Below are 24,867 nucleotides of genomic sequence, written 5' to 3'. Positions count from 1 at the left end.
TGAGTAGTTTCATGGTGTTAAAAGCGATTACCCACAGCGATCGCTTTTAAAGACTAAGATAAATATTTATTAAATAATTACTGCACGCTCTCAGGAATAATTCTTTCTAGCTTTGCACCTAAACCACGGAGCTTATTTTCTAAATTCTCATAACCGCGATCGAGGTGGTGTAAACCGTGAACGGTAGTTTTGCCTTCCGCAGCCAAGCCAGCTAGTACTAGAGCAGCAGAAGCTCTTAAATCAGTTGCCATGACTGGTGCGCCAGAAATCGTTGCAACACCCTGAACAATAGCGTGATGACCTTTAACCCGAATGTTAGTTCCCATGCGCTGTAATTCAGATACGTGTTGGAGTCGGTTTTCAAACACAGTTTCGCTGACCACGCTATTACCTTTACTGATGCTCAATAAAGCGGTGAACTGCGCCTGCATATCAGTAGGGAAGCCAGGATAAGGGAGAGTTTCAATATCAGTCCCGTGAAGTTCCCCAGGAATAATCCGCAGGCGCTTAGATTGAATATTTCCGCCAAAAGTTCTACCTGTTTCTTCTTCAATAATGATCTGGCAGCCAATCTCATTGAGTTTGGCGATTACAGGAGCAAGATGTTCGGGAATGACAGAATTTAAAGTAATTTCCGACTTAGTGATTGCCCCTGCCACCAGAAATGTCCCTGCTTCAATGCGATCTGGAATCACGTTGTAGTCTATCGAGCTAAGTTCTTTAACCCCTTGAATCGTAATCGTCTTAGTCCCTGCACCAGTGATTTTTGCTCCCATTTGATTACAGAAGTTAGCCAAATCGACAATTTCTGGCTCTTGTGCAGCATTCTGAATCTTGGTTTTGCCCTCCGCGAGAGTAGCAGCCATGAGGATAGTTTCTGTTGCGCCAACACTGGGATAATCAAGGTAGATATTTTTTCCCTGTAAACGCTGTTTATTACCCACGAAATTAGCATGAACCACACCATCTTCAATGGAAACATTCGCTCCCATCGCCTGTAGTCCCCGTACATGGAGATCGACGGGTCTAGCGCCAATAGCACATCCTCCAGGGAGAGGAACGCGAGCCGTACCTAGCCTAGTTAATAAGGGGCCAATGACAAAGAAGCTAGCTCGAAGCTGTGATACAACATCATAAGGAGCTTCAGTCGGGTTAATTTTAGTAGCATCGATTTCAATCACATCATCTTGACGATTTAGCTTAACGCCCAAAGCCTCAAGTATTTGCCTCATGCGTTTGATATCAACTAAGTCTGGCACGTTGCGTAAAGTACATTTACCAGGACAGAGTATAGAACCTGCCATCAATACCAGAGCAGAATTTTTGGCCCCACTAATTTGGACATTTCCTGAGAGAGAAGAACGTCCCCAGATTTCTAATACAGCTTGAGGGTCTTTGGAGATTATTTTGGTTGGGCTAGAGATAGAGTTAATGGCTTTATCCTCTTGAGATCAAATATATTTATTTGGGCTTTTAAGCAATACTAAGATAGACTTCAAAAATTCAATTGAACAGTTTTAGACTAAAAAAATTAATTGAAGGCGAATTTTAAGTTTGACATTGAATATAAAAGTCAATCATAATAAGAGCTTGTGGATTCAATTTATAATGCGGAACTGGCGGAATTGGTAGACGCGCTAGATTCAGATTCTAGTGTTTGTTTAAAACATTCGGGTTCAAGTCCCGAGTTCCGCATAGCCTGGCAACCAAAGTATTACTTTGAACCATACTGTTCGTCAATAGTAGGCAAGGAAAATAAGATTTTAACTAGCATTCAAAATCCTTTAGTCAAGCAGGTTCGCAAGCTACATCGTTCCCAGGAACGACAAAAGCAAAATTTACTGCTGATTGAAGGTACTAATTTAATTGAAGCTGCTTGCCAAGCCGATTATAAGCTAGATATTATTTTTTACACAGAGCGATGGCAGCAAAATCATCAGCCATTATGCCGAATAATTGCCGAACGAGAGGTTAGAGCCGAATTTGTCAGTCCAGAAGTACTTAAGGCGATCGCTACTACGGTTAATCCTGATGGGGTAGTGGCGATCGCTCCTCGCCCAAATGCCGAACCAGTACCGACTTTAAGAACTGTAGGTCTTGCCCTAGAAAGATTACAAGATCCTGGCAACTTGGGGACAATCATCCGCACCGCAGCAGCAGCAGGAGTTGACGGTTTATGGTTGAGTCCTGATAGCGTCGATTTTTATAGCCCCAAAGTTCTGCGAGCCAGTGTAGGTCAATGGTTTGGGCTACCTGTAGTGACAAACCAAGATTTACCTCAGTTGGTTGAGCAGCAGCAGCAGCAGGGGGTACAGATTATTGCCACTACCTCTAAAGCAGCTAAAACTTATTGGGACGCTGACTTTACTCGCCCCAGTCTGATCTTATTAGGCAATGAAGGGGCAGGATTATCCTCAGAGCTGATCGATTTAGCAGATGTGCAAATAAAAATTCCCTTGGCAAATCAGGTGGAATCTTTAAATGTTGCCATTGCCTCTGCTTTGCTCTTGTATGAAGCACAGAGACAGTTAGTAGTGATCAGTAACTTTGAGTAATAGGGAATTAGGGATGTAGGGGATTAGGGAGACTTTATTTCAAGTCATCACACGGACTTGATCTCAGTAATCTCAGTAATCTCAGTAATCAGTAATCAAATTACCCCCTCTTCGTTCTGCTTCCTGTTTAATTGCTTTAAGAGTTTCTTGGAGGCGATCTTCGTAGATATTGAAGAAAATACTATCACTAGGAGCTCCTTCAGGTTCAACCATGACCTTGTGAGTGATTAAAACTTGGTCTGGTGGGGCGCTAGGATAAGGCGAGACGGGTTCTAAAACCCATGTCCCATTCATCGTCTTTAAATCGCCATCAACCGCCTCAAAGGCAATTTGCTTAGGATATGATTCAATGGTGGCAACTTTAACTCTTGATTCGATGCTAAAGACAAGGGTTTTAATTTTATTGATTTGTTCAAAAATTTTGCGATCGCCCTTACTTTCAAGTAACTGACTACTGACAACTCCTGGCATAAATTCGGCAAAATGTTCATAGTCAGTTAACACCTGCCAAGCATTATCCACGGTAGTCGAGATTAATAAACGAGAGGTATAATTACCTGCTTCACCCAGAAAGACTAATTCGCCTTTTTTAAGAGAAACTCTTTGTTCCAGAGGAAGTCGATCTATTGGGCCATCAAATAGTTTGGCTGTAGCCACAGGACTAAAACCAATGCTCAACCAGCAACTGATAACAGCTATGAGCGATAAAATTAGCCAACGATTTTTCTGCCGAGATTGATTAATCAATTTGTATTATTCCGTGGTTTCAATTGGTTATCCGATGTCGTATGTCAGCATCAATAAAATGACAAAGTACTCAAAATATTGACTGGACACATTAATCGATCAAATTTAGTTGCTCAACTTAAATAGTGGTGAAGTACTTCAATAAAGTTTCACCAGCTTGATTTAAATTAGCTCCAAAAGTCAATATTCCTGATTCATGTCCACTCATGGCAATAATTTTCTGCTCTTGAGTTAGAGGTTGTTGACATAATCTGATGATCTCCTGTGCCATCTCTGGTGTTCCATAAGCACAATCAGGATTAGTAGTGGAAATGCGATCTAGTAATTGCTCCCACAGCGGTTGATGGTGAACATGAACTACAGCATTGATTTCAGGTAGTGCGTGGTAGATCGCAGCATGAGTCAAAGTTTCCGAAGAAGCTTGAATTAATCCTTGGCAGGTAACATAATTTTGTTGCCAGTCGTAGTCGATTACTTTGGTATAGTGCTGTGCCGTTAAATTGGCAATTCCGCCTGTCTGTGTACCTGAGATGATTAGTTGTGCGCTATGAGGCAAGCGAATACTGAGATTGCCAAAGCCAATGCCATTATTATATTCACCGATTAAACCTAATTGATAAAGCTGACTGTGCCAATAATTTAATTCTACAATGTCGGGTTCGGCGATCGCGTCAACCTTCTCCCAATGACATTGATATTTGATATAGCCTTCGTCAATCATCAGAACTAATCCTAAGTATAGATTTTGCCAATTTGAACTCCCAAAAATCAAGATTACGGCTTTTACCACTACATCTTGACAGTCAAAAACGATAAATTAGGTAAAGAAGATAAAGAAATATTAAATAAATAAACAAGGGGAGTTGTTTAAACCATGTTTGAATACTTCAATGAAAAAGCTATAAAGAATGTTGTTCTTGCTCAAGAGGAAGCCCGCAACACAGGACACAATCTGGTAGGGACAGAACATATTTTATTGGGGGTGATTGGGGAGGGAACATCAGCAGCAGCAGAATTACTAGCTAATCTGGATATTAACTTAGAGCAAACTAGAAATTTAGCCATTGAAATAGTTGGTAAAGGTTCTGGGTTTATTCCTTCTAACATTCCGTTTACCCCAAAAGCGAAAAGAATTTTAGAACAGGCTTTCAATGAAGCACGTCAATTAAAGAGTAATTTTATTAGCCCAGAACATATTTTGTTGGCGATGATTAAACAGACTGACAATATGGCAGTCAAGTTGTTGACCAAACAAAATGTTAACCTCAGACAGCTACGGACAGACTTAATTAAGAAATTAGGAGAAGCGGAGGTAGTTACCGTGGGTAATAAAGATAATCCGTTTAGTTTCGGTGGTGGCAGAGAAAAGCAAACCAAGCTCAAAGAGTTTAGTATTAACCTCACCGATCTAGCCAGAGAAGGTAAGCTTGACCCTGTAGTCGGTAGATTTCCCGAAATTGAACGAGCCGTCCAAATTTTAGGTAGACGAACCAAAAACAACCCGATTTTAGTCGGTGAACCTGGAGTTGGTAAAACTGCGATCGCTGAAGGATTAGCTCAACGGATTGTTGAGGGTGATGTTTCTTCTCTTTTGGCTGACAAGGAAGTAATTAGCTTAGATATGGGTTCGCTGCTGGCAGGAACTAAATTTAGAGGCGAGTTTGAAGAACGTCTCAAGTCAATTGTGGAGGAAGTCCGTCAGGCAGGCAATATTATTCTGGTAATTGATGAGATTCATACTATTGTTGGTGCTGGGGCAATGGGGGGAGCAATGGATGCTGCTAATATGCTCAAACCATCTCTAGCTAGAGGCGAAATTCAGTGTCTTGGTAGTACTACTCTAGATGAGTACCGCCAGTATATTGAGCGGGATGCTGCCTTAGAACGCCGTTTCCAAAAAGTAATGGTGGGTGAACCTTCCGTTGAAGATGCCATTGAGATTCTTCAGGGATTACGCAAAACCTACGAAGACTTCCACAAAGTTAAATATACCGACGAAGCAATTAGAACTGCGGTGATCTCCTCTGAGAGATATATTACCGATCGCTTTTTACCTGATAAGGCAATTGACCTAATCGACGAAGCTGGTTCCCGTACTCATTTAAATCACTGTTTGCAGAGTAAAGAAGAAAATCAGACGGATGTAGCGAGTATTAATCCAGAAGCCTTAACTCCCGTAGTTGATGAAGAAGCGATCGCTAAAATCGTGGCTGCTTGGACTGGAGTTCCTGTAACTAAAATGACGGAAACTGAGTCAGAAGCGCTGATGTATTTGGAAGACGATCTCCATGAGCGAGTTATTGGTCAAGATGAAGCAGTTAAAGCCGTTTCCCGCGCCTTACGCCGTTCTCGTTCTGGATTAGGCGATCGCGATCGTCCAATTGCCAGTTTGTTCTTTTCTGGCCCTACAGGGGTGGGAAAAACCGAATTAGCTAAAGCTTTAGCCACGCAGATGTTTGGTTCGCAAGAAGCGATCGTGCGTATCGATATGTCGGAGTACATGGAATCCCACACGGTATCGAAGCTGATTGGTTCTCCTCCAGGATTTGTGGGTTATGACGAAGGTGGACAGCTAACCGAAGCGGTACGTCGTCAAGCCTATACTATCGTGCTGTTTGATGAGATTGAGAAAGCTCATCCCGATGTCTTCAACTTGATGCTTCAGCTACTTGATGATGGTCGTTTGACCGATGCTCAAGGACGCACTGTTAGCTTTAAAAACACCGTAATTATCATGACCTCTAATATTGGGTCAAAGGTCATTGAAAAAGGCGGTAGTGGTTTAGGCTTTGATTTCTCTGGTAATAAAGATGAAGCACAATATAACCGCATCAAAGAATTAGTTAATCAGGAATTGAAAAACTATTTCCGTCCTGAATTTATTAACCGTCTGGACGAGATTATTGTTTTCCGTCAGTTAACTAAGCCTGAAGTTAGACAGATTGCGAGTATTTTACTCAAAGAGATCTCAGTCAGATTAGCAGAACAACGCGAAATTACTTTAGGCGTCACCACTGCTTTTGAAGACAAAGTAATTGAAGAAGGCTACGATCCTAGTTATGGTGCTAGACCTCTTCGCCGAGCAATTATGCGTTTTCTCGAAGACAGTCTAGCTGAAGCAATTCTTTCTGGTAGAGTCAACGATGGCGATCATGCTCTGGTTGATATTGATGAGAATGGTAATACTACCGTGACATCTGTACAAGAACAGGTATTAGTAGAAGCAACTCGTTAACCAAGATCGAGCAAATATAAGCTAAATTTCAGTTTAAGGTGGGCAATTAGCTCACCTTTTTTTTGGATGTGAGGCTGATTATTTGCTGACAATGGCGTTGCTGGATTGAGGTATGATTTAAGGAAAAATGCGCTCGCTTTGAATAACGATATTTCTGCCTACAAGGTACAGGAACATCCCATAATTTAAGATAATTAACTAATAATCTAATCGAGTATTCAAACATCTTGAGAGACTTCGAGTAACACAGAGTTTTTCAATGTAATCGCGCTAGATAGTGTCTGAGTCTGGTATTTTCTCCTTCAACTCTCGTCATGTAAGTTTTATCCTAAAGCATACCGCTAGGCATATCCTGTAGGACACTCAGTACAGTTCATTTTTATGGGATCTTATTTTAAATTAGCGATCGCATCTGTTATAAAATCATACCTTAATTCAGCAACGCCAGACATTAAAGGTAAGAGTATTAAGCGTTCCTATTCCCTGTTCCCTCGAACCCTTATTTTTCATTTCACTGCGTCAGTCTTGGTTTATACTTTCGCCCACTGGAATTTTGTGATTCAATAGATATCTGCGCCTTTATTTTGAAACTGTTTTATGTGTGCTGAAAGAACCTTACCTAAATTTGATGCTAGTTCTGTCAAGATAACTAAAGAAGAAGGATTCATTCTGTATGAAGATATGGTTTTGGGACGCTTATTCGAGGATAAGTGTGCTGAAATGTACTATCGAGGCAAAATGTTTGGTTTTGTCCACCTTTATAACGGTCAAGAAGCGGTATCTTCGGGCATAATTAAGGCTTTGAGAACCAAGGGCGACTATGTTTCTAGTACTTACCGCGATCACGTTCATGCTTTGAGTGCGGGAGTGCCTGCAAAAGAGGTCATGGCAGAATTATTCGGTAAAGAAACAGGCTGTAGTAAAGGTCGTGGTGGTTCAATGCACATGTTTTCGGCAGAGCATGGTCTGCTGGGTGGTTATGCTTTTGTCGCCGAAGGAATTCCTGTCGCTACGGGTGCTGCCTTCCAAAGTAAATATCGTCGCGAAGTCATGGGAGACGAAAGTTCTGATGCTGTGGCAGTCTGTTTCTTTGGTGATGGGGCTAGTAACAATGGTCAATTTTTTGAGTGCTTAAATATGGCAGCGCTATGGAAATTGCCGATTATTTATGTCGTCGAAAACAATAAATGGGCGATCGGCATGGCTCACGATCGCGCAACTTCACAACCCGAAATCTACAAAAAAGCCAGTGTATTTAACATGGCAGGATATGAGGTTGACGGCATGGATGTTTTAGCGGTTAATACCCTCGCTAAAGAGGCTGTGGCACGCGCTCGTGCAGGAGAAGGGCCAACCTTAATTGAAGCCTTGACCTATCGCTTTCGAGGGCATTCTCTAGCGGATCCTGATGAACTTAGAGATCCTCAAGAAAAGGAATTTTGGGGTCAACGGGATCCGATTAAAAAATTTGCTGCTTATCTAATTGAGCAAAATTTAGCCACAGCAGCAGAACTAAAAGAGATTGACAGCAAGGTGTTGGCTACCATAGACGAGGCAGTTAAATTCGCTGAAAGCAGTCCTGAGCCTAACCCTGCCGATTTACGTCGTTATATATTTGCTGAAGATTAATGAACCCAGGACGAGTATAGCAATACGAGACAATGTTAGGACGTTTTTTGACTACTACCTACTACCTACGAGTCGATCACCCTAAATTGTCTATCGCTAATTTTATACGGCTATAACTGTGGTTTAACCTCGATTAAAACGGTAGATTTTGCCCAATTTATCGGCTAGATCGAGGTTGGATACTTTTTAATATTTTTGTATTATGGTCAAATGGTCATTCTAATTGGCTAAGGTTTGATTTTTCTTGAGTAAATATTGTTGATGATCTTCAGTAGCAAGATAGTATTCTTTAGCTGGCTTAATCTCCGTAACAATATCTTGGTCAAAAATCCGCGACTGCTGTAGCTCTAGCTTTGACTTACGAGCAATTTTTTCTTGCGCAACAGTATGATAAAAAATTACTGAGCGATATTGTTCACCTCTATCTGTACCCTGACGATTGAGGCTAGTTGGATCGTGCATTTGCCAAAAGATCTGTAACAACTCTTCGTAACTAACCATATCGGCATCATATTCAATTTGTGCTACTTCTGCATGACCAGTGATTCTAGCTACGACATCCAGGTAAGAAGGATTAGCAAAGTCTCCTCCCATATATCCCACTGAAGTTTTGCTTACTCCTGGGACGTTCATAAATTTATGTTCCGTTTTCCAAAAACATCCTGCCCCAAAAGTGGCTGTTTGTCTATTCATAGATCTAAATAGCAGTTATTTTTCCTAAGATCGAGTTTGTCTGATGACTTACAACAGTTTTCAATTAAGTAAACACATTAATTTATCGAAGTAATGGGTAATGGGTAACTGAAATTCACTTCAATATTCTTATTTCTTAAGGCATTATTTTATCATTTTGTTAATGTGCAAGTCCTGGTAATAATTAATTGATGAATTTATGTTAATATTTGGTTAAGGATTAGTAAATTTATGTGCCAACTAAAGGTTAAAATAAGTTTATTTATTGCTCTTTATACAAATTGAAAAACCAATTAAATAAGTTTATAACATCAAGCGTAAACTTATCTTCACAACAGATAATAAGCCTGGCAAAAATATATATACCAGCATGTTTGTTTATTTTTTTAATCTGGCTTTTAACTGAAAATACCAAGATTTCGATCTACGAATTAGTTGCAGATCCTGCTGAAGTAGGCAACTTAGCACCCTATACTGGATTAGTATCTATTATTGGTGTACTTTTGTGGTGTGGTGCTGTGAGTATTTGCTTTTTCAGCGCCTATCTTTTAAGAATTAGTAAAAAAACTAATCCGAAATGGCAACTTTTTTTCTTGGCTTCAGCATACATTATGCTTTGGTTGTTGATTGACGATATATTTCAGCTACACGAAAATTTTTCGACTTTGTTATTTGGAGCAGAGGCCAATATTGTTCAAACCAACAGACCACTACAACATTTATTAGAAACAATTTTATTCGTAATTTATGGCTCGCTATTTACTTTATACATTTTTTATTTTAGAAAATTAATTTATCAAACTGATCTTTTAGGACTGATATTGGCGTTACTTTTTTTTGCTATTTCTATCGTTATTGATATTTTATTTGAGGGGATGAAAGGTGATTTTATTTTAGAAGAAGGATTTAAGTTATTAGGTATTATTAGTTTGCTAACTTATTACATTAGAGCGTGTTATCAAACAATCAAACAACTGTTTTAAAATTTTAGCAGTTTAACTACTTATTGATAGACCTCTTGAGCTGCACGATGTAACAAAGAGTGACGATAAACCAATGCAGATATATCTTTACCATAACCTCCACCAATCACGCTAGCCACAGGATAGCCTCCTGCTTTACAGGTGCTTAAAACCATTCTTTCTCGTCGATAAATGCCCCAGTCACTGAGAGATAATTTACCCAAGCGATCGCTAACATGAGTATCTACCCCCGCATCAAACAAAACTAAATCTGGTTTTACTGCACTCAATAAATCTGCTAAATGACTGGCTAAAATCTGGAGGTAACCATCGTCATCTAAACCAATGGGTAAAGGAACATCAAGATCGCTGCGTTGTTTTTTACCAGGAAAATTTGCCTCACAGTGCATTGAAAAAGTAAACACGCTACTGTCGTCTTGAAAAATATAGGCTGTTCCGTCTCCCTGGTGTACGTCACAGTCGATAATCAAAATCTGTTTAACTAAGCCTTGATGCTGTAAAACACGAGAGGCGATCGCTAAATCATTGAAGATACAAAACCCCGATCCATAGCTAGGAAAGGCGTGATGTGTCCCTCCAGCAGTGTTACAAGCACAGCCATATTCTAACGCTAGTTTGGCAGCTAGGATTGTCCCGCCGATCGCAATTTGAGTTCGATGAGCCAAGGCTTTACTCCAGGGTAAACCAATTCGACGTTGAGCTTTAGGTTCTAATGTTCCATTGCAATATGCTTGAATGTATTCTGGAGTGTGAACTAGCTGAATTAACGCTAAATCGGGCAATTCTGGCGCAAAAATCTGCTCAGGCTGAATTACTCCATCTTTAATTAATAAATCCCGTAGAATTTTAAATTTGGGCATGGGAAAGCGATGAGCATCAGGCAGTGGCGCAACATAATCGGGATGATAAACAATGGCAAAACCGTATTTACCCATGAACCAGCACTTAAAGAGAATACAAGAAAATAAATAACTGATGTTACGCATCTTTTTAGGGACTTGGGGACTTGGGGACTTGGGGACTTGGGGGAATCAATCCTCAATAACTCTCCCCATCTCCCTATCTCTCTAAATTCTTCACTCTGCGTAACGTCAGTAAATAAGGGATAAAATTTTTAGTTCAGCACTTCTTTTAATTGATGTTGCTGCCACAGGGAGTGATAAAGTCCTTTTGATTGCAATAAGGTTGCGTGAGTACCATTTTGGACAATTTTGCCTTGATCCATCACTAAAATGCGATCGCAAGTAGCAGCAGCAGATAGTTGATGGGAAATAAAGATGACGGTTTTCTTGGCTGTCGTCGGCGATAGGCTTTCCAGAATTTTGGTTGCTGTTTCGTTATCGACGCTGGAAAGAGCATCATCCAGGATTAAAACTTTAGCATCGGCTAACAAAGCTCTCGCCAGAGCTGTTCGTTGTCTTTGTCCACCAGAAAGGGTAATGCCTCGCTCACCGACTAAAGTATCGTATTCTTGGGGAAATGTGAGAATTTCTGGGTGAATTTGGGCTTGTTTAGCTGATTGAACCACCTCTCCTGTTTCTGCCAATGGTTCACCGTAGCGAATATTGTTTTGAATCGTCGTGCTAAACAAAAAGCTGTCTTGAGGAACATAAGCGATCGCTTTTCTTAAACTCGCCAAATCTAATTTAGTAATGTCGCAATTGTCTAAAAATAATTCGCCTTCTGCTATATTTAATAGCCGAGGAATAGCATTGGCTAAAGTAGATTTTCCTGAACCAATTGAGCCAACAATGGCAACTGTCTCCCCAGGCTGGATCTCAAAGTTTAGATTGTAAAGCGCAGGAGTATTCGAGCCAGGATAAGTATAGGTTAAGTTGCGCGCCGTAATTGCACCCTTTATCTCTGTAGCAGGTAAAATAATCGCCTGAGCAGTATTCTTAATTTTAGGTTTGGCTTGAGTAACTGACTCCACCCGATCAATACTGATTTCTCCCTGTTGATAGGCGGTGATGGTAAAGCCAAGTAAGGCAGTGGGAAATACTAGTCGTTCCACAAATAAAACTAGAGCAATAAAATCCCCAACGGTTATTTGTCCAGATGCGATCGCTTTTGTCCCCACCCACAACAAAATTAACAAACTAATATAAGAAATACCTTCAATTACAGGAAATAGCAGATTTCTTACTTGAGCTAACTTGAGATTCGACTCTAACAATTGCTGATTTTTCTGACTAAAGGCGGCTCTTTCTTGATTCTCTTGAGCATAAATCCGAATTAACGCCATCCCGCTCATGTCTTCTTGAATTAGCTCACTAAGATCCGACAGCTTGACTTGAATCTCCTCTTGATAACGCCGTAATTTGCCACTAAATAGCTGTACAGTCAGCAACATGAGTGGATATACAGCGATCGCCAAGATAGTCAGCCGTACATTAATCTTGAGCATGACGGGTAAGGTAAAGGCGTAAGCAAAAATAATATTAATAAAGCTTAGTAGAGCAAATCCGACTAGACGACGAATATTATCGACATCGCTAGTAGCGCGATTGATTAAGTCTCCTGAAGTATTATTCGAGAAATATCCAGGCTCAATCGTGAGCAGGTGTTGAAAAATTCGCTGTTTGAGAACGAATTCCACCTGCCTGCCTACGCCAAAAATAGAGGTGCGGGAATACATCCGAAAACACCACATAATTGCTGACAATAATAGTAGCCAGAGTGCCGTACGTGAAAGCTGGTTAAAACTAAATTCCCCCTCTAACTGATCGATACTATCTTTGATCAAAAGGGGAATATAGACTCCCAGCAAGTTAACAATTAAAAGCGCGATCGTACCTAACAAAACCATTCGCCAATGGGGACGAAGGTAACTGCCTAATTTGCGTAATCGAGAATTTGCCATCTACAAATCTTAACAATTTTTTTACCGCTGACAAATACCTACTTAGACAGAAAATTGTCAAGTTGTATTGCACTCGATTCAACTAGCGCTCTTCCATTGCCACATACGCAATACTGTGTTCTCCCGTATAAATCTGCGTGGGACGAAAGATGCGGTTTACTGCCAACTGTTCTTTCCAGTGAGCTAGCCAGCCAGCCACGCGAGCGATCGCAAAAATAGGCGTAAATAAATCGCTAGGAATGCCTAATTTACTGTAGACTAGGCCAGAATAAAAATCAATATTGGGATAGATTCCCCGATGTCCCAACTTCGATTCAATCACCCGCTCTAATTCTAAAGCTAGATCGTAATAGCGATCGTGTCCTGTCTCGTCAAATAGTTCTACCGCCAACTCTTGCAGGATCTTAGCTCGGGGATCTTTTACTTTATAAACCCGATGTCCAAAACCCATGATTTTTTGTTTGTTAGCAATTAGATCGCTTACATAAGGCTCAACATTCTCGATTGAACCAATCTTTTCCAACATTAATAATACTTCTTCATTAGCTCCACCATGAAGTGGCCCTGCCAAAGTACCCACGGCTGAAGCCACTACTGCATAAGGATCGGTTAGAGTGGAGGCTGTGACCATAGCCGAAAAAGTTGAGGCATTGATGGTATGTTCTGCATGAAGTGTCAGACAAATATCAAAGATTCTCGCTTCTAAAGGATGAGGAACTCGCTCCGTCAACATATAGAGAAAGTTAGCTGCATAGTCCAGCTCGTCATTAGGCTGAACTGCATCATTACCCCGACGCATTTGATGAAATGCTGCCACCATTGTGGGAATTTTTGCCAGAATACGTACTACTGCCTTTCTAATATATTCAGGATCGTCTAAAGCACGACGAGCATAAAACAAGCCTAATGCCGCTGCTGAAGTTTGCAAAGCATCCATCGGATGTCCAGTTTCAGGAAAACACTTCATCATGTCCCGAATACGATACTTAACCCGACGGTGAAACAGAATATGAGTTTGAAAGTCTTGAAGCTGTTTGGCGCTAGGCAATTCTCCCCAAATCAATAGATATGCAGTTTCCAAAAAACTACTGCGCTTGGCCAATTCTTCAATTGTAATGCCGCGATACTCTAAAATCCCTTTTTGACCATCAACATAACTGATACTAGATTTAGTTACAGGTATGCCTTCTAGACCTGGCTTATATTCGCAAAATGTTGCCGTCATTTATTTTCCTGTAAAATTTTAAGATAATAATTTATGATTTATGTTTTGAAAATACCCTAAATCAAATCTCCATGAAGTGGTGAAAGTTACCGAAAATTGCTCTGGGCTAACCATTATAAGCATTCTTACTTCATTTATCTAGATACCAACTTACGTGATTAAGAGTCTTATATAGAGCAGTATACTATATGCTTACATGCTGTTTGTGAGTCACAGGCTGAAATAGAAGCTCTATTTAGTAGCTTTTTCGCAGTTAAAGAGCGCCCAAGAATTACTGTTACCATAACTGAGTCAACAGAAACCGTGATTTTTGAGCCACAACATCAGCAAAATCAGCAAAGTGAAAAATGCGATCGCTCGATGGATCAAATCAGCTCATAATGCAAAACAATTTAAAATTTCTAACAATCTGGTTCGCTGACTAGCTACGATCCGTAAGATAATAAAAGGCTATTGACATGATTACGTCTTTACAAAAACTCATATCTTTAAACTAGAGATATACATTTACACACTCACTTTAATTAAAGGAGACAATATTGGTTTCTACAACTTCCTTTAAAACGGCTAAATCAGAAGAAATTTTTAATGCTGCTCAAAAACTCATGCCTGGTGGCGTAAGTTCTCCAGTACGAGCGTTTAAATCAGTCGGCGGTCAACCGATTGTCTTCGATCATGTTAAAGGTGCTTATATCTGGGATGTCGATGGCAATCAGTATATCGATTATGTCGGAACTTGGGGGCCAGCGATCTGTGGACATGCTCACCCCGTAGTAATCGAAGCTTTACACGCAGCCTTAGAAAAAGGGACTAGCTTTGGTGCGCCTTGCGCTTTAGAAAACGTGCTAGCCGAGATGGTCATTGATGCTGTCCCTAGTATTGATGTAGTACGCTTTGTTAACTCGGGAACAGAAGCCTGTATGTCAGTGCTGCGCTTGATGCGAGCTTTCACAGGTAGAGAAAAGATTATCAAGTTTGAAGGCTGTTATCACGGTCACGCAGACATGTTTTTGGTTAAAGCAGGATCTGGGGTTGCTACTCTTGGCTTGCCAGATTCTCCAGGAGTCCCCAAATCGACTACTGCTAATACTTTAACTGCTCCCTATAATGATTTAGAGACAGTGAAACAGCTCTTTGCTGAAAATCCCGATCAGATTGCGGGGGTCATTTTAGAACCTGTAGTAGGTAATTCTGGCTTCGTTACTCCTGATGCTGGTTTCTTGGAAGGATTGCGGGAAATAACTCAAGAACAGGGTGCATTACTAGTCTTTGACGAAGTAATGACTGGTTTTCGGATTGCTTATGGTGGCGCACAAGCTAAATTTGGTGTAACTCCCGATCTCACAACTTTAGGTAAAGTAATTGGTGGTGGTTTACCTGTGGGTGCTTATGGTGGTCGTGCCGATATCATGTCTATGGTCGCCCCAGCAGGCCCAATGTATCAAGCAGGAACATTGTCTGGTAATCCTTTAGCCATGACGGCGGGGATTAAAACTTTAGAATTACTGAGCAAGCCAGGTACTTACGAACAGCTAGACCGCATTACCACTAAACTTTCTGAAGGTTTATTGGCCGTAGCCAAAGAAGCAGGACACGAAGTCACTGGCGGTAATATTAGCGCTATGTTTGGCATGTTCTTTACTGGTCAAGCAGTTCATAACTACGATGATGCCAAAACTGCCGACATGAAAAAATTTGCGCGTTTCCATCGCGGAATGTTAGAACAAGGTATTTATCTTGCACCTTCTCAGTTCGAGGCTGGCTTTACCTCTCTTGCCCATACTGATGAAGATGTCGATCGCACTTTAGCAGCTGCCAAAACTGTTTTAGAGGCAATTTAAACGGCAAAATTTTTGAGTCTGAAGTTATAAATTTTGAAGTAAATAATTAGGCGGGTCATCCCCGCCTTGTTGTAATTCCAACAAGCTAAACTATGTCCTCATCACTCAAAAAGTCGAGGGTTTTAGGGTTATCAAGTGATGAATAGACATAAATTGAACCATAACCAGAGACGGGAGTACCTAAGGGATCGGGATCGATAAATTCACTGGCAACTCCAACAACAGTAGGGCCTGCATCCGACTCGACTAGCAATGGGCCACCACTATCACCAGGGCCAATTCCTCCTTCCAAACGGATTGGTTTGGGCGAAGAGTCTGGCACAGGTGTAAATTCTGGGAAAGAGCCATCTAGATTAGGACTGGTTAATCCTTGATTATTATTTTGCTGATCGAAGGAGTAAGTGCTGTCATAGTCAAAGCGAATTAAGCCATCGTCAACGCTGTCAATAATATTTTCGGCTGCACGGCGTAAACCGTCACTATTGCCTGAAGTAGCAATTGGCTGTCCATAATCTCCATAGCCAATCAGAGTTCCTTTTTTACCGAGTAAAGATGTATCATCTGCTAGTTCAGGAACATTAGGTGAAACCGCAACTGGTTCAATGTCTGTAAAGTCTTCACTTAAAGTCAATATAGCTAGGTCATATCGCGGATTGGCAACATTTTCACTTTCATCAACGCTGCTGACTCGATTAGCTTTAGCGGCCTGCCAAGATGGATGTAAACTAACCCGCTCGATTTTCAAGCTGTGATCCGAACCTGCATCTAAATCATCCCCCAACTCAAACGAATACTTTGATAAGTCCTTAACATCAATTACGCCATTGAGGTCGGGATCGATCACATGAGCTGCTGTCAAAACTTTATTGGGAGCAACTAAAGTTCCTGTTCCAATGTTCAACTCTTTGGAATACGCTGTAGTTTTAGTTGTAATCTCTACTCTGCCAACTGGATCTATTGGCTTGGCTAGCTTAATCGAGTCTGATTCTTTAGCATTCTCATTAATTGCAACCACCTTGTATTACTCCTCTGATCCAGATCTTCATTACGTTTAGATTAAGGGGTAAATATATCATGCTTTACTTAAGTAGCCAAAAAACACCTTAAAAGTCAAAAGTATTCCCCTTCGAGAGCGATGCAAAGGACGACTTCTTCAACAATATTCAGGCAAAGAGTCTATTAATTGTTAAATTAATAACTGTTCTTTGTTGCTGAGAAAAAGTGGATTCATCGATCGCCGATTTAAGACAAAACTATACTCTGGCAGGATTAAGTGAAGCCGATCTAGACTCTAATCCGATCCATCAGTTCAACCTCTGGTTTGAGCAGGCTTTGGCAGCCGACTTAATTGAACCCAACGCCATGACTTTAGCCACTGCTACTGCTGATGGTAAGCCTAGTGCGAGGATTGTCTTGCTTAAGGGTGTCAGTGAGCGAGGTTTTGTATTCTATACCAATTACGACAGCCAAAAAGGACGGCAGTTAATCGCTAATCCCTATGCTGCTTTAGTATTTCTTTGGGATAAGCTGGAAAGACAGATTCGGATTGAGGGCAAAGTTGAGAAGTTATCATCAGCCGAGTCATTAGAATATTTTCATAGTCGCCCTAAAGCATCACAGCTTGGTGCTTGGACATCAAATCAAAGTCAGGTGATTGCTAACCGAGAAGTATTAGAGCAAAAGTTGGCTAGTTTACAAGCACAATATAGCGGTGAGGATACTATTCCCTTACCCGAACATTGGGGTGGATTTCGAGTTGTACCTAATCGGCTGGAGTTTTGGCAAGGTCGTCCCAGTCGTCTCCACGATCGCTTAGTATACGATCTACAAGCTGATGGTAATTGGTCAATCAGTCGATTATCTCCCTAAGGTAATGGGTAATGGGTAATGGGTAATGGAGTTTTAGCGGATTAAACTGCTTGCTACTTACTATAAAGTTATTTTTGAGAATCGGATTTAGTATTACGGCGTTGCTGAATCAGGGTATACCAATTTAAAAAGCTTATAGCTTATAGCTTATAGCCTATAGCTCCGAACAGTATTATTATCGGTTTCACACTTGTCTTAAACGAGTCGCTCTAAGAAGGAAACCTTCAAGACCGCGCTCGTTCGCTAAATCAGCAACGCCAGTATTACTTTGTCCATCAAGAATGAATGATTTAATTGTCTTAGATACGGTTGATTTGGTTTTATGTTTGGGCTTGATTGGTTTGGCGATCGCCTTATCTTTATGGCGTAAACTAGGCTTAGAAAAGCAGCTAGCCTATAGTGCAGGACGTTCTTTAGTGCAGCTCATCGCCATTGGCTATATTTTAGATCTGGTGTTTGCGATTGATAACTGGCTAGCGGTGTTGGGCATTTTAGGGATCATGATTGCTATTGCCTCAGTTGTCACCCGTAACCGTATCGATCAAAAGCTGAAGGGACTTCTATCGACGGTAATTTTAGCTTTAGTTGCCAGTAATGTTTTTACTTTAGCCTATGTAATTTTGTTGATCGTGCAGCCCGATCGATGGTACGAACCCCAGTATTTAATCCCCTTAGCTGGGATGCTATTTGGTAATGCGATGAATAGTGCATCCTTAGCGGGCGATCGCCTATTAAACTCAATTCAGCACAACCGTCTGGAAATTGAAACCCATCTCAGTTTAGGTGCTACGGCAAAACAAGCGATCGCTAGCTATCAACGAGAGGCAATTCGCACAGGCTTAATTCCTACTTTAAATAATATGGTGGTGATGGGCTTGGTTAGTCTGCCAGGAATGCTTACAGGACAAGTATTAGGGGGTAGTAATCCTCGCGATGCAGCTTCTTATCAGATCTTGATTTTATTTGCGATCGTTTTAGTTAATTTGATGACGACAATCTTAATTACTGAAGGAATTTACAAACGCTTTTTTAATCCGCGAGAACAATTAATTGGCTAGGTCAGATATTATTTAGTGAATTGATAACTTGATTCAATTAAACTCCACACTCTTTTTTAAAAGCTAAAAGCTAAAAGCTAATGGCTAAAAGCTAACAACCAATGAATTTAAACGCAGCCAATTCACACCTGACACATAATAAATATGCGATCGCTCTTCATACTAGTACACCACAATTGGGCATAGCTATTAATAATTATGCAGGGGACAGCCGTAGTCAAACCTGGGATTTAGGACGAGATTTAGCATCCCAACTACATCAACATCTAGCAGCAATGCTACTGCCTCAAACTTGGCAAGATTTAGCCTTTATCGCCGTAGCTAAAGGGCCAGGAGGCTTTACAGGAACTCGTGTCGGGGTTGTTACTGCCCGCACTATTGCCCAACAGCTAAACATTCCTTTATTTGGTATTTCCAACTTAGCAGCCATAGCCGCAGCCCAAAACTATCAAGGAGAAAATTTGTTAGCGGTTCAGATGGATGCTAGACGAGAGCAACTATTTGTCGGCATTTATCAGGTAACTGACTTAGGGCTTAAGACATATATGCAGGATACCTTAATGACTCCAGAAGTTTGGCAGAAAACTCTGGCAGATTTACCTGCCTATCAATTAATTACCGCTAGCGAACAGATTGCTGCTTCTGTGACTAATGTTTTGGATTTAGCCTATACAGATTGGCAGCAGGGAAAACAGCCCCACTGGTCAGAAATTATGCCTTATTACGGACAACATCCAGTCACTGGATAGAAATAGACTTCTTACCCTAGACGGAGGAGAGTTGAGGAATCTCGCGAGATCATGAAATAAGATACTCAATTTTATTTCAAATAACAACTAGATAAACGAACCATGACTACTCAAACAAATATAGCTACCAAACTTGGCGATCTCAAGCTGATTCAGAACGTTTTGATCGAATACGAACAGAAACTAATGGCACAGACAAATGATCAAACAATTCGCGAACGACTAGAAAAAATGTTGGAAAGCGATCGCCAGAACTTAAGCGATATTGATGAGACGATCGCCAAATTTGGTAATGCGGCTCAACCCCGCGACATTACCCAACAACACGCTGATAAAATCGGTCAAATGATGGATGGCTCAGAGTTAACAGAATATGATAAATTCTTTCAACTTGAGCTATTAAAACATCAGCAAAGCATGACTGGCTTAGTACTTCATAAAGCCGCTCAATCTCTCAACGATGAACTACAAGACGCAATGGAACCGTTGAATAAAGTCAACTTTGAAAACCGCGCTCATCAAGAAGTTCTTAAAGGCGTGCTTTACTTCGTTGGCACTAGAGAACTGACAGGACAAGAACCTGATATGGGTATTTGGGCAAGTGTCGAACAGGGCATTGCTGCCCTCAAGGGTGTGGTAAGTAGTGCCGCTAATGCTGTGAAATAACGGCAAAGATTTATCAAAAATGTAGTCTGTCAATTTTGAATTGAGGAGTTGAGGTTAGGTAATAAGTAATAGGTAATGGGTAATAGGTAAAAACCTTCGACTTCGTTGTCAAACAATTGTAGGTTATTCAGACTACATGCGGGCAAGCCCTTTGTGACTTTTGACTCCTATTCCTCAAAACAATCTTGACAATCAACTAGATGAACTCATGATTAAGATCGCTTTGCAAAGAGCGGTCTTTTTCTTTACTTTGTTGTTGGCGATCGCCAAGTAAGATCGAGTATGACTAACGACTTTAAATAAAGTGATTCCCCAAGTCCCCAAGTCCCCAAGTCCCCAAGTCCCCAAGTCCCCAAGTCTCCAAGTCCCCAAGTCCCTAAATTAAAACATTCTTCAACTCCTTTATCAGTAAATAATGATTAGAATAACTATAAGTTTTTTATATATTTGGTATAGCAAAAAGTACTTTTAATGACTTCTATTATTACGCAACAGCCTAAACTCAACGCCCCAACTATATGTAAACTCGATAATGGTTTAACTATTATTGCCGAACAGATGCCTGTTGAAGCAGTGAACCTCAATGTCTGGATTAATGTTGGTTCAGCTCAAGAAAGCAACGAAATCAACGGCATGGCGCATTTTTTAGAGCATATGGTGTTTAAAGGCACGCCTAATCTAAAAATTGGCGAATTTGAGCATTTAATCGAGAAAAGAGGTGCAGAAACCAATGCTGCTACTAGTCAGGACTATACTCATTACTATATAACCACTGCACCGCAAGATTTTGCTGAACTAGCACCCTTGCAGCTTGATGTAGTCTTAAACCCTAGCTTAGAAGACGAAGCTTTTGAACGGGAAAAACTAGTTGTTCTGGAGGAAATCCGTCGCTCAGAAGATAGTCCTAGTCGTCGTACTTTCTCTCGTTCGATGGAAACTTGTTTTGCCACCTTACCTTATCGTCGTCCTGTATTAGGCCCTGCATCTGTAATTGAAAATTTGCGATCGCCACAAATGCGCAATTTTCATGGTGCTTGGTATCAGCCTAATTCTATGACCGCAGCCGTCGTGGGTAATCTTCCTGTAGAACAGTTGATCGAGATTGTTACCAACAGCTTTGAACAGCATTATACTACCCGTGACGAGTATCTTAAAAATAGTACTCCTTCGGTCGCCCCAGAAGCGCCTTTTACAGAAATAGTCCGTCGCGAATATACCGATGAGAGTCTACAACAGGCACGGTTAATTATGACTTGGCGTGTTCCTGGCATGGAAAACCTCGATCAAACCTATGCTTTAGACATTTTGGCGGTAATTTTAGGACAGGGTAAAGTATCTCGCCTATTTAGAGAATTACGAGAAGAAAAAGGTCTGGTTAATCAGATTGGCGTGAGTAACATGACTCAAACCCATCAGGGAGTATTTTATATCTCTGCTGCCTTGCCAACAGAAAACATTGAGGCGGTAGAACAAGCGATCGCTCAACAAATCCGAGTCATTCAAAACGAACCTATTGTCGACCAAGATATAGACCGTATTCGTACTCAAGTAGCCAATCGTTTTGTGTTTGCTAATGAACGTCCCAGCGATCGCGCTAACCTCTATGGTTACTATTATTCCCAGCTACAGGATCTTGACCCAGCTTTAAATTATCCTCAACATATTCAAGCCGTTTCAGCTCAAGACTTACAAATAGCAGCCCAAAAATATCTTAATCCTGATGCCTATGGCGCGGTAATTATGAAACCTGGTAATTACTGATTACTGATTACTGATTACTTTACTGATTACTGATTACTAGAGCGTGTCATCAATTTTAAAAAAAGCGATCGCTAATCAGACAGCTACAGAAGACAAAAAATTTAACTTCATCTTCGCAGCAAATACATTTAATGATGTAGATACAGGAGATAGCCTAACCTATGGTGCTACATTAGCTGCTGGGTTAAGTTTGGTTAGTGATAAATTGAAAATCATGTTGGAGCAATTTGGTATTTCGTTCATCATTACAACGCATCCTTACATCTTTAGGACTACAATTTCTTTTTATACAACCATTGCAATGCTTCTTCCACTCCGTACCTCAACTATATAGTAATTCGCTTAAAAACTATCTTTGACCATAACATTACAGTTTTTCGATAATTCTCGATAGTAAATATATTTTATTAACTATTAAGTCAGATGCAGTGCATAAAAGTGCCAAATTAAATTCCGATATCTACTTGGAGAGCGAAAAAAGGCATACTAGTATTCATGGTTCGGGTAAATTATGAGAGGGAATTGTGCCTAGTTTAGTTACGGAAAGGATTGAATCTGTTAAGGCGGGACTGATCGGCGCGATCGCATTTACCCTGGCAGCATTAGTATTGTTGGTAGTTCAAGGTTTGGTGAGCGATTTGATCCTCAAATTGAATACTAATTTTGGGGTCATTAGCTGGATATCGGCGATTCAATTAGCTATTGGTGCAGTTAGTGGTTTTTTGTTTGGCGTAACCTATCGCTATATAATTCGCAGCGATCGCAATTCTCATCTTCAAGACGGTGCCGTACTTGCCTTTGGTTTAGTTAGAGGATTGGCTTTAGTTGAAAGAAACTTGGTTTTAGCTGAACTATTATCTTTAGCTGGTTTAGTTTTGCAAAGTATTGTCTGTTTTGCGATCGCTCGTTTAATTTTGGATTTGGCGATCGCTCGTAAGCTAATCAAACCCTTTATTTAACTATCTGAATACTGGCTACTCTAATTATGGGGTTTCACACCACAAAATACCGCTTAAGAAGTATGATAAGGTTTATAGTTGCCAAATTAAATAGATATTTCAAAACAAAGATACAAAGCATGGATATTTTAACTTTAGGCTGGGTAACAATCTTAGCTTTATTCTCCTGGTCGATCGCCATGGTTGTCTGGGGTCGTAACGGATTCTAGTCGTGGAAACTCAATTACTAAATACTCTGTTTCTAGTAGCCATAGGCATTCTAGGGCTACTAAGTTTAGGAGTTGGCTATCTTTCTGTTGTCCAGTGGCGCGATCGCCGTCGTCAAGGGCGAGATAAACGAGGCGGGCTTTAACAGTGTCCGAACATCGTTACCAAATTAATTAAAAGTAATATTTTTTGAGAGTGGGGATGCTATTTAATGGTGTCCCTATTTATTTAGAATGGAGCCAATACTTCTCGTTTAACAAATGCGGATTAATATATGAGGCTAGAAAAGTAACGAGTAACGAGTAACAAGTAACGCTACCTACTATTCACTACCTATATGCGAAGCGGTATCCTTTAGGACTACCTACTACTTAACTAATCAATAACAAAGCTTAAACGAGAAGTATTTAAAATGGATCTGGTTAGTCACGGTTTGAATTGCAAAGCTGCAATTTGCGCCTCGGCTTTATTTAAAGACTCGTACCATTCTTGTTCTGGCTCGCTATCGGCAACTATCCCCGCACCAACTTGTCCATATACTTGAGCGATATCACTATCAGGCGATTTGACATAGAGCAAAGTACGAATCAGAATATTGAGGTCTAAATTTCCTCGCTGGTCGAGATAGCCACAAGAACCATAGAATAAACTACGACGCACAGGTTCAAGCTCTTCGATTAGTTCCATACAGCGCACTTTAGGACAGCCTGTAATTGTTCCACCAGGGAAGACACCTCGGATCAAATCGACGGCATCGCGATCGCTATTTAAAATTCCTCTGACGTTACTGACTAAATGCATTACGTGGCTATAGCGTTCAATAACTAACAGCTCGTCTACTTCGACTGAACCCCACTGGCAAACTCGTCCTAAATCATTGCGTTCTAAATCGACGAGCATGATATGTTCGGCTCGTTCTTTGGTATTAGCAAGTAATTCTGCTGCCAAAGCGCGATCGCTTTGGCGATCTATTCCTCTTCTTCTCGTTCCCGCAATGGGTCTAGTTTGCGCTAAATTGCCCTCTAACTGCACTAATCGTTCAGGAGAACAGCTAATCACATCTCCCCAAGGCGATCGCCAATAACTAGCAAAAGGAGAAGGATTAATTTTCTGTAGCTCTTGATAAATTAACCAGCTATTGTTAGTTGTACTAGTTTGAAATCTCAAGGATAAATTAGTCTGAAAAATATCTCCTGCTTGTATGTGCTGTTTTGCTTGTTCGACTGCGTTTTGATACTGTTCTCGATCGGTTAAGAAAGTAATTGTGGATGTTGTTGGCGTGTTTGGCACAATTTCTGGAGCGGGTTGAAATGCAGCAAGTTTGGCGACCAAGTTTTCTAACTGCTCAAAATCACCAGCAGCCAGCCATAAAGTTTGAGCTACATGGTCTAATACAGCAAAACAATCTGGCTCATACCAATATGCTACGGGAAAGGGTAAAGTATCCTGCTTGAGTTCGGGTAATTTTTCAATCTCCCAAGCAAGATCGTAACCTAGCCAACCTAGCCAACCACCAGTAAAGGGTAAATGAGCCACCTGAGAATTATGACTAGTGGGTTGCTTTAGTAGCGATCGCAAGAAAGGTAGGATTTCACCAATTTTCGGAGTCCATAATTGAAATTTCTGCTCTTTAGTTCTAGGCGAGCCAGCACAAATTGAATAGCGTGATAACTGTGGTTGTTCTAAATCTGCAATTGTTCCTGGACTTTCGAGCAGAGTAGCAACTGGATCATCAAGAAATAAGGCAGTAAAAACTTCTGAAGCAGTACGATGATTAAGAGTTAGCGATCGCCATTGCCATATTTTTATCGGCTGCATTACTTCTTT

The 24,867-nt window shown here is 40.7% G+C and carries 22 protein-coding genes, 1 tRNA gene and 2 pseudogenes; 15 read left to right on the top strand and 10 right to left on the bottom strand.

The genetic code is table 11. The annotated features are described in order from the left end of the window. Positions 1–77 precede the first annotated feature (77 nt). A complete protein-coding gene (gene murA, locus KME09_20295; GenBank protein MBW4536281.1) occupies positions 78–1,406 on the bottom strand; it encodes a UDP-N-acetylglucosamine 1-carboxyvinyltransferase in 1,329 nt (442 codons plus the stop codon). Positions 1,407–1,610: 204 nt separating this feature from the next. Here murA and KME09_20290 point away from each other — a divergent pair. Beyond that, a tRNA-Leu gene (locus tag KME09_20290) sits at positions 1,611–1,695 on the top strand. A gap of 65 nt (positions 1,696–1,760) precedes the next feature. Next, positions 1,761–2,555: an RNA methyltransferase gene (locus KME09_20285; GenBank protein ID MBW4536280.1), complete on the top strand. Its 795-nt coding sequence runs from the start codon at positions 1,761–1,763 to the stop codon at positions 2,553–2,555. An 81-nt stretch (positions 2,556–2,636) separates the two neighbouring features. On the opposite strand, the gene KME09_20280 is transcribed toward KME09_20285, so the two are convergent. Then, on the bottom strand, positions 2,637–3,299 hold the full coding sequence (locus KME09_20280) for an SRPBCC family protein (GenBank protein MBW4536279.1): 663 nt from the start codon (positions 3,297–3,299) through the stop codon (positions 2,637–2,639). A 121-nt stretch (positions 3,300–3,420) separates the two neighbouring features. Next, on the bottom strand, positions 3,421–4,023 hold the full coding sequence (locus tag KME09_20275; GenBank protein MBW4536278.1) for a class II aldolase/adducin family protein: 603 nt from the start codon (positions 4,021–4,023) through the stop codon (positions 3,421–3,423). 153 nt (positions 4,024–4,176) lie between these two features. Between KME09_20275 and KME09_20270 the strand changes: the two genes are divergently transcribed. After that, a complete protein-coding gene (locus tag KME09_20270) occupies positions 4,177–6,537 on the top strand; it encodes an ATP-dependent Clp protease ATP-binding subunit (protein MBW4536277.1) in 2,361 nt (786 codons plus the stop codon). 184 nt (positions 6,538–6,721) lie between these two features. On the opposite strand, the pseudogene KME09_20265 reads toward KME09_20270, so the two are convergent. Next, positions 6,722–6,862 (bottom strand): annotated as a pseudogene (locus tag KME09_20265) (IS1 family transposase). Positions 6,863–7,134: 272 nt separating this feature from the next. On the opposite strand from KME09_20265, the gene pdhA reads away from it, so the two are divergent. Continuing rightward, a complete protein-coding gene (gene pdhA / locus KME09_20260) occupies positions 7,135–8,166 on the top strand; it encodes a pyruvate dehydrogenase (acetyl-transferring) E1 component subunit alpha (GenBank protein MBW4536276.1) in 1,032 nt (343 codons plus the stop codon). Between the two features lie 219 nt (positions 8,167–8,385). Here pdhA and msrA read toward each other — a convergent pair whose 3' ends face one another. Continuing rightward, complete coding sequence (gene msrA, locus KME09_20255; protein MBW4536275.1) at positions 8,386–8,859, bottom strand: peptide-methionine (S)-S-oxide reductase MsrA; 474 nt, start codon at positions 8,857–8,859, stop codon at positions 8,386–8,388. 281 nt (positions 8,860–9,140) lie between these two features. Here msrA and KME09_20250 point away from each other — a divergent pair, with 281 nt between their 5' ends. Next, the gene (locus KME09_20250) at positions 9,141–9,842 is read left to right on the top strand and encodes a hypothetical protein (protein ID MBW4536274.1); all 702 of its coding nucleotides are present in this window, start codon (positions 9,141–9,143) and stop codon (positions 9,840–9,842) included. A gap of 20 nt (positions 9,843–9,862) precedes the next feature. Here KME09_20250 and KME09_20245 read toward each other — a convergent pair whose 3' ends face one another. The 3 genes from KME09_20245 to KME09_20235 all read right to left on the bottom strand — a co-directional run bounded on the left by KME09_20245 (position 9,863) and on the right by KME09_20235 (position 13,930). Further along, entirely contained in the window at positions 9,863–10,777 is a 915-nt protein-coding gene (locus tag KME09_20245; GenBank protein ID MBW4536273.1) for a histone deacetylase, read from the bottom strand. Positions 10,778–10,956: 179 nt separating this feature from the next. Continuing rightward, positions 10,957–12,705 (bottom strand): ABC transporter ATP-binding protein/permease, encoded by a 1,749-nt coding sequence (locus KME09_20240; GenBank protein MBW4536272.1) that lies wholly within the window; start codon positions 12,703–12,705, stop codon positions 10,957–10,959. Positions 12,706–12,787: 82 nt separating this feature from the next. Further along, the gene (locus tag KME09_20235; protein MBW4536271.1) at positions 12,788–13,930 is read right to left on the bottom strand and encodes a citrate synthase; all 1,143 of its coding nucleotides are present in this window, start codon (positions 13,928–13,930) and stop codon (positions 12,788–12,790) included. A gap of 539 nt (positions 13,931–14,469) precedes the next feature. Here KME09_20235 and hemL point away from each other — a divergent pair. Continuing rightward, entirely contained in the window at positions 14,470–15,771 is a 1,302-nt protein-coding gene (hemL, locus tag KME09_20230) for a glutamate-1-semialdehyde 2,1-aminomutase (GenBank protein ID MBW4536270.1), read from the top strand. A 46-nt stretch (positions 15,772–15,817) separates the two neighbouring features. Here hemL and KME09_20225 read toward each other — a convergent pair. After that, positions 15,818–16,786, bottom strand: a pseudogene (locus tag KME09_20225) (trypsin-like serine protease). A gap of 206 nt (positions 16,787–16,992) precedes the next feature. On the opposite strand from KME09_20225, the gene pdxH reads away from it, so the two are divergent. The 9 genes from pdxH (at position 16,993) to KME09_20180 (ending at position 23,185) form a co-directional block, all read left to right on the top strand. Then, on the top strand, positions 16,993–17,640 hold the full coding sequence (gene pdxH / locus KME09_20220) for a pyridoxamine 5'-phosphate oxidase (GenBank protein MBW4536269.1): 648 nt from the start codon (positions 16,993–16,995) through the stop codon (positions 17,638–17,640). A 281-nt stretch (positions 17,641–17,921) separates the two neighbouring features. Beyond that, positions 17,922–18,698: an iron export ABC transporter permease subunit FetB gene (gene fetB, locus KME09_20215; protein MBW4536268.1), complete on the top strand. Its 777-nt coding sequence runs from the start codon at positions 17,922–17,924 to the stop codon at positions 18,696–18,698. 101 nt (positions 18,699–18,799) lie between these two features. Continuing rightward, positions 18,800–19,447, top strand: a complete 648-nt coding sequence (tsaB, locus tag KME09_20210) for a tRNA (adenosine(37)-N6)-threonylcarbamoyltransferase complex dimerization subunit type 1 TsaB (GenBank protein MBW4536267.1) — start codon at positions 18,800–18,802, stop codon at positions 19,445–19,447. A 102-nt stretch (positions 19,448–19,549) separates the two neighbouring features. Continuing rightward, positions 19,550–20,113: a hemerythrin HHE cation-binding protein gene (locus tag KME09_20205; GenBank protein MBW4536266.1), complete on the top strand. Its 564-nt coding sequence runs from the start codon at positions 19,550–19,552 to the stop codon at positions 20,111–20,113. Positions 20,114–20,584: 471 nt separating this feature from the next. After that, complete coding sequence (locus KME09_20200; GenBank protein ID MBW4536265.1) at positions 20,585–21,874, top strand: insulinase family protein; 1,290 nt, start codon at positions 20,585–20,587, stop codon at positions 21,872–21,874. Positions 21,875–21,917: 43 nt separating this feature from the next. After that, positions 21,918–22,208: a hypothetical protein gene (locus KME09_20195; GenBank protein MBW4536264.1), complete on the top strand. Its 291-nt coding sequence runs from the start codon at positions 21,918–21,920 to the stop codon at positions 22,206–22,208. Positions 22,209–22,398: 190 nt separating this feature from the next. Further along, positions 22,399–22,833, top strand: coding sequence for a hypothetical protein (locus tag KME09_20190; protein ID MBW4536263.1), 435 nt, complete (start codon positions 22,399–22,401; stop codon positions 22,831–22,833). A gap of 119 nt (positions 22,834–22,952) precedes the next feature. Then, positions 22,953–23,042 carry a cytochrome b6-f complex subunit PetN gene (gene petN, locus KME09_20185; protein MBW4536262.1) on the top strand — a complete coding sequence of 30 codons (90 nt, stop codon included), beginning with the start codon at positions 22,953–22,955 and terminating at the stop codon, positions 23,040–23,042. Positions 23,043–23,044: 2 nt separating this feature from the next. Further along, complete coding sequence (locus tag KME09_20180) at positions 23,045–23,185, top strand: hypothetical protein (GenBank protein ID MBW4536261.1); 141 nt, start codon at positions 23,045–23,047, stop codon at positions 23,183–23,185. Between the two features lie 281 nt (positions 23,186–23,466). On the opposite strand, the gene KME09_20175 is transcribed toward KME09_20180, so the two are convergent. Then, positions 23,467–24,858, bottom strand: a complete 1,392-nt coding sequence (locus tag KME09_20175) for an anthranilate synthase component I (GenBank protein MBW4536260.1) — start codon at positions 24,856–24,858, stop codon at positions 23,467–23,469. Positions 24,859–24,867 lie beyond the last annotated feature (9 nt).

The organism is Pleurocapsa minor HA4230-MV1 (genome assembly GCA_019359095.1).
In the GTDB taxonomy this organism is placed as follows: Bacteria; Cyanobacteriota; Cyanobacteriia; order Cyanobacteriales; family Xenococcaceae; genus Waterburya; species Waterburya minor.
The sequence above is the reverse complement of the archived record's forward strand: the minus strand, read 5'-3'. Positions and strand labels throughout refer to the sequence as shown.

Coding starts and splice junctions, on each gene's coding strand:
- KME09_20275 (MBW4536278.1), bottom strand. CDS start 4,023: ATGATTGACGAAGGCTATATCAAATATCAATGTCATTGGGAGAAGGTT.
- KME09_20270 (MBW4536277.1), top strand. CDS start 4,177: ATGTTTGAATACTTCAATGAAAAAGCTATAAAGAATGTTGTTCTTGCT.
- pdhA (MBW4536276.1), top strand. CDS start 7,135: ATGTGTGCTGAAAGAACCTTACCTAAATTTGATGCTAGTTCTGTCAAG.
- msrA (MBW4536275.1), bottom strand. CDS start 8,859: ATGAATAGACAAACAGCCACTTTTGGGGCAGGATGTTTTTGGAAAACG.
- KME09_20245 (MBW4536273.1), bottom strand. CDS start 10,777: ATGGGTAAATACGGTTTTGCCATTGTTTATCATCCCGATTATGTTGCG.
- KME09_20240 (MBW4536272.1), bottom strand. CDS start 12,705: ATGGCAAATTCTCGATTACGCAAATTAGGCAGTTACCTTCGTCCCCAT.
- KME09_20235 (MBW4536271.1), bottom strand. CDS start 13,930: ATGACGGCAACATTTTGCGAATATAAGCCAGGTCTAGAAGGCATACCT.
- fetB (MBW4536268.1), top strand. CDS start 17,922: ATGAATGATTTAATTGTCTTAGATACGGTTGATTTGGTTTTATGTTTG.
- tsaB (MBW4536267.1), top strand. CDS start 18,800: ATGAATTTAAACGCAGCCAATTCACACCTGACACATAATAAATATGCG.
- KME09_20205 (MBW4536266.1), top strand. CDS start 19,550: ATGACTACTCAAACAAATATAGCTACCAAACTTGGCGATCTCAAGCTG.
- KME09_20200 (MBW4536265.1), top strand. CDS start 20,585: ATGACTTCTATTATTACGCAACAGCCTAAACTCAACGCCCCAACTATA.
- petN (MBW4536262.1), top strand. CDS start 22,953: ATGGATATTTTAACTTTAGGCTGGGTAACAATCTTAGCTTTATTCTCC.
- KME09_20175 (MBW4536260.1), bottom strand. CDS start 24,858: ATGCAGCCGATAAAAATATGGCAATGGCGATCGCTAACTCTTAATCAT.